The 5012-nt window shown below is 64.4% G+C and carries 4 protein-coding genes and 1 pseudogene; all 5 read left to right on the top strand.

The annotated features are described in order from the left end of the window. The first annotated feature begins 3 nt into the window (after positions 1-3). On the top strand, positions 4-504 hold the full coding sequence (locus EB75_RS28255) for a DUF6529 family protein (protein WP_286150347.1): 501 nt from the start codon (positions 4-6) through the stop codon (positions 502-504). 12 nt (positions 505-516) lie between these two features. Continuing rightward, positions 517-975: a QcrA and Rieske domain-containing protein gene (locus EB75_RS28250; RefSeq protein WP_073698491.1), complete on the top strand. Its 459-nt coding sequence runs from the start codon at positions 517-519 to the stop codon at positions 973-975. A gap of 518 nt (positions 976-1493) precedes the next feature. After that, the gene (locus EB75_RS28240; protein WP_286150346.1) at positions 1494-2015 is read left to right on the top strand and encodes a GNAT family N-acetyltransferase; all 522 of its coding nucleotides are present in this window, start codon (positions 1494-1496) and stop codon (positions 2013-2015) included. A 415-nt stretch (positions 2016-2430) separates the two neighbouring features. After that, positions 2431-3723, top strand: a complete 1293-nt coding sequence (lipL, locus tag EB75_RS28235; protein ID WP_073698489.1) for an esterase/beta-lactamase LipL — start codon at positions 2431-2433, stop codon at positions 3721-3723. Positions 3724-4345: 622 nt separating this feature from the next. After that, positions 4346-4963 (top strand): annotated as a pseudogene (locus EB75_RS28230) (beta-ketoacyl synthase N-terminal-like domain-containing protein); the annotation flags it as partial. Positions 4964-5012: the final 49 nt, after the last annotated feature.

The following is a 5012-nucleotide window of genomic DNA, read 5'->3' as shown; positions in this document are numbered from 1 at the left end:
TACGTGACGGACAACCCCTCAAACCTGGGGAAATACGTGACCGCTGACACTATGCACGACCCGAGGTTCTTTTCGGTGAATGTCGCCGGTTTCTCCAGCGGCCTGTACGCGAAGGCCTGGCTGACTACCGCCGCCGCGGTTCTCGCCCTGTTCCAGGTGTTTTCCGCGCTGGTGATGTATGGAAGGCTGCCGATCACCCCACCGTCATGGATCGGCACCGCGCACGCATGGTTGGGCCGGTTGGCTGTGCTAGCGACTGTCCCCGTCGCCGTGCACTGCCTATATGCCGTCGGATTCCAGACCGGCGACGCCCGCGTGCTGACGCACTCGCTGCTCGGCTGTTTCTTTTACGGCGCATTCGTGGCCAAGATGCTGGTGCTGAGCCGCAAAGGTATGCCGGGGTGGGCGCTACCCGTACTGGGCGGCGCAGTATTTACCGGCCTGATCTACCTCTGGTTGACCTCTGCCCTGTGGTTGTTCACCGGTCAGGGCCTGAAGTTCTGAAGGAGATGTGAGATGACTGAAAATGAGGCCCGCGTCGATCGTCGCACGGTGCTCGCGGGAGCCGGAATTGCGTTGAGCGCCACAGCAATTGCCGGATGCGCAACTTATGGCAAGCCGCCGGCCCCCTCGCCGTCGGCTGGTCCTTCCACCTCCGGCGCAGCCGGCCAGCCCCCGTCGACGGATTTCGGCAACGCGCTCGTGAAGACGTCGGCAGTGCCCGTCGGCTCGGGGGTGATCGTCGGCGAGACTGTCATCACCCAACCCGCGGCCGGAACGTTCAAGGGGATGTCGGCGATCTGCACGCACCAGGGTTGCACCGTGTCCGAAATCGCCGACGGCAGCATCATCTGCCCGTGCCACGGAAGCAAATTCGCGCTGGACGGCAGCGTCCAGGAGGGCCCCGCGAAGAAACCACTGCCGGCCAGAGTCATCAAAGTCTCTGGGGACTCCATCGTCGTCCAGGCGACGTGACCCCTCGGCTGGGTGGCCTTGCGGCATCGGAGCAGCGTTGCTGTCCGGCAACAATTTTGGCGATGCAATGGGAGACCAGGATGCGCGGTGTTGTCGACGATCGGGTCACGGAGCGAGGCTCAGCCCACGGTGGCCCGAGCCGTCGCACTTGACGACGCTGGCCACGAGACGGTGGCGTGCGCTCCGCCGGACTTCGAGCAGCGATATTTCGCCGGTAGGGTGGAGCAGCTCGGCATCAGCGCCGCCCAGGGCGACAGTCCCACCCCGACGAGCCTCTCGAGCGCTCTTCGTCGAGCTCTCACCGAATCCGTCGCGACCCGAACCGCTTCCGTCGCAGCCCGGATCCGCGCGACGGCACAATATGCTGCCGGACTGCTGCATCAGCTCGTGAACGAGTGACCCCGGCGTGACATCCAACGCGACCGTACCCGGCAGGATCAGCCTGTTGATCATGGCGGCGGCCACTACGTCGTCGGAAACGATTTCCCAAGCGCCCGAACGACAGATTTGAGGTGACCATGATTGAGCTGATCTCATACCTGGAGCCACGCGTCATCCTGCTGCCTGCCACCGTCGAGTATCTCAACGCGCTGCAGTCCGACTCATCCGCGTTCGGAAGGCTGATCGGCAGCCCGGTGCCGGACGGTTGGCCGGAGTTTCCCGAGTCTGTCGGGTTCACCCTCAACCGACTGCGCGAACATCCTGAAGAAACCGACTGGTGGATGCACTTCTTTCTATGGGACGACGTGCTCGTTGGCTCGGGCGGTTTCGTCGGCCCTCCCGACCGCGGTGTGGTGGAATTCGGCTACGAAGTCGCGCCGGCGTTTCGTGGAAGGGGACTCGGCGTCGCTGCGGCGCAGGCCATGCTCGACAAGGCAGCCGCCAGTGGCGTAGTCAGCGCAGTCATCGCACACACGCTGACCCACGAGAACCCGTCGACGCGAGTACTTCGCCGACTCGGTTTCTGTTTCGCCGGCGAGCGCGACGACCCCGAGGAGGGCACAATCTGGCGTTGGGAGCGAACGCTTACTGCCCACTGAACCGACTGATCCGCTATGGGTCCGCCCCAGATTTCACATCGTTTCGGCCGCATCGACTGGCCCGCTGCCCTGTCGATGTTGCCCGCGAGTCTCATCGACGTGATTTCGAGATTGGATGCCGGCTGTTTTCGGATGACGCACTGGCGAAACCAATCTCTGGACGTCTCAGTGGCACGCATGACACATGCAAGGAAAAGCGACATCTCGGCACTGGCTATCGATACTAAAGTCGATCCATATGGTCAGAACTGGACTGATCGATGATAGCTTGGTCCCCCGCAACGTGTTACGCGAGCGTAAGTGCCACCTTGGGGTGGATTTCGCGCTGCCGCTCAAGCTGTGTATCAGGGCCATTTAGCTAACAGATTGATAACGTCGGAGATGATCCGCGGCAGGCAAGAGTAATTATTTGGTAATGACCAACGCAATTCGCCGGGAGCGCAACGTCGCGCCTCTCCGGTCCGCCGGCGGACCTCTTCCGCAGGGTGTTCAAGGGGCCGCTGATCCGAATTTCGCCGCCGTGGTGCGGGCCTTTTCCGTCATGTTCCCCAGCCGCTTTCTGGGCGGTGGCGCCTTGTCGGTGTACCTCGACGGCGTGCCCGTCGTCGACGTCTGGACCGGCTGGGCCGACCGGTGGGGCCGCCGGCCGTGGGAGGCGGACACCGGCGCCATGGTGTTCTCGGCGACCAAGGGCTTGGCATCGACCGTCATCCACCGGCTGGCCGACCGCGGCCTGATCGCCTACGACGCGCCGGTTGCGGACTACTGGCCGGCCTTCGCGGCCAACGGCAAGGCCGGCGTGACGGTGCGGGAGCTGATGCGGCACCGCGCCGGGCTGTCTCAGTTGAACGGCGCCACGCGGGACGAGCTGATGGACCACCGCCTGATGGAACGGAGGTTGGCGGCCGCCCCGATGAGCTGGATGAAGGGCCGGCCGGCGTACCACGCCATCACGTACGGCTGGCTGTTGTCGGGTCTGGCGCGGGCGGTGACCGGGCAGGGCATGCGGGAGCTGTTCCGGACCGAGTTGGCCGAGCCGCTCGGCGTCGACGGTCTGCATCTGGGACGTCCGTCGGCCGATGCGCCGACGCAGCCCGCGCAGATCATCGGCCCGCAGTTCCGGATCCCGAACCCGGTGTTCGACGCGGTGGCGCCGCACGTCGCAGCGTTGCCGTTCTCCGGCGGCTTCGGCTCGATGTACTTCACCGGCATGCGGTCCATGGCCCAGGGGGACACCCCGCTGCTGGATTCCGAGATGCCCGGCGCCAACGGCGTGGCCACGGCACGAGCGCTGGGCCGGGTGTACGGCGCGATCGCCAACGGCGGCCAGATCAACGGTCTGCGCTTCCTGTCCGCGGGTACCGTCGCGCAGCTGCGCGGCACCGGCAGTGTGTTCCCGGATCTGGGCCTCGGCCTGCCGATGGACTTCAATCTGGGTTATCACGGTCTGCCGTTCCCGGGTGTCATGCCGGGGTTCGGCCACGTCGGTCTGGGTGGCTCGCTGGGCTGGGCGGACCCCGATCGGGGCCTGGCTTTCGGCTTCGTGCACAACCGGCTGTTGACGCCGCTGATGGTTGCCGACCAGGCCGGTTTCGTGGCCCTTGGGGCAATGGTCCGACACGGGGTTGCGCAGGCGCGCAGCAACGGTTTCTGCCGGGTGACGGAGTTCGGTGCAGGCCATGCCGATTCGGCTCCGGTAGCGGGCTGACGGAGTTTGCGCGCATGGGATTCGCGGCCGCATCTGAGGCGATGCGGACCGCGCTCAGCACTGGACTTCGATAATCGCGCAGATGTCTGGCGTGTTGATTTTTTGCCTGGAACGAGCGGAGTTCGTCACACCAGAAATTTCATACCATGTGTATTGACCATTGCCGACAATACGCATTTATGCCCACAGCCTGTATGTCTGCGATTTCCCTGGTGTTGCTCGAATTGCAAGATTCATATCAACGCAAACTATTGTCCTGTCACACCGCCCATGTGCAGGTGGTGCTGGGGTGAACGATGTTCGCTACGGACCGCTATGCTTCCGGCGCGTGGCTGGTTCGAAAAGGCTCCGAACCAAAGCCCTGCGCAACGACGCGCCGGGCGGGTTGGGCCTTCCGTAGCGAGTGTGCTGCGGATATCCGGTGGTGACGGTCGCCTGGTAGCGATTCAACCGAAACGGGTGGCTCCGATACGTCGGATCAGTTAATTTGACCCGGTAGGATTTCGAGCCAGTTTGATTAAAGCGGCAAAGACGATTTCGCAAAGATTTGAGCGGCGGTCTGCGCGCCACCCGACACAGCGTGTCGGAGTCGTGCCGGACTGCTCGGAGAGGTGGTAGCTAAGTGGGTGGGTCACCGACGACACCCGTCGCGATCATCGGCATGGCATGCCGACTTCCTGGCGGCATCAGTTCGCCAGAGGAGTTGTGGGAAGCCCTGCTGCGCGGTGACGACCTGGTTACCAACGTCCCGCTGGACCGGTGGGACGCCGAGGAGTATTACGACCCCGAGCCCGGTGTGCCCGGCCGGTCGGTCTCCAAATGGGGCGCCTTCATCGACGACGTGGCCGGCTTCGACGCCGACTTCTTCAACATCAGCGACCGCGAGGCCACCGCGATCGACCCGCAGCACCGCCTGATCCTCGAAACCTCTTGGGAGGCTGTGGAACACGCGGGTATCGATCCCGCCACCCTGGCCGGCTCGCTCACCGGTGTGTTCGTGGGTATGACCCACGGTGACTACCAACTGTTGGCCGCCGACGCTCACGCCATCGAGGGCCCCTACGGCTTCACCGGCAACAACTTCAGCCTGGCCTCGGGACGCGTGTCGTACCACCTGGGTGCCCACGGTCCGTCGTACACGGTCGACTCGGCCTGCTCGTCCAGCCTCCTGGCCATCCACAACGCGTGTCGCAGCCTGCACGACGGCGAGAGCGACGCCGCCCTCGCCGGTGGTGTGTCGGGCCTTGCCCCCATGTAGTGGACACGGGATTTGTGGTTAGGCAGCTTCG

The sequence above is a fragment of the Mycobacterium sp. ST-F2 genome (assembly GCF_001905655.1).
Taxonomy (GTDB): domain Bacteria; phylum Actinomycetota; class Actinomycetes; order Mycobacteriales; family Mycobacteriaceae; genus Mycobacterium.
Note: the sequence above shows the minus strand (reverse complement) of the source record. Positions and strands in the feature narration are given on the sequence as shown.

Excerpts from the sequence above, each read along its gene's own strand:
- EB75_RS28250 (WP_073698491.1), top strand. The coding sequence starts at position 517 with ATGACTGAAAATGAGGCCCGCGTCGATCGTCGCACGGTGCTCGCGGGA.
- EB75_RS28240 (WP_286150346.1), top strand. The coding sequence starts at position 1,494 with ATGATTGAGCTGATCTCATACCTGGAGCCACGCGTCATCCTGCTGCCT.
- lipL (WP_073698489.1), top strand. The coding sequence starts at position 2,431 with ATGACCAACGCAATTCGCCGGGAGCGCAACGTCGCGCCTCTCCGGTCC.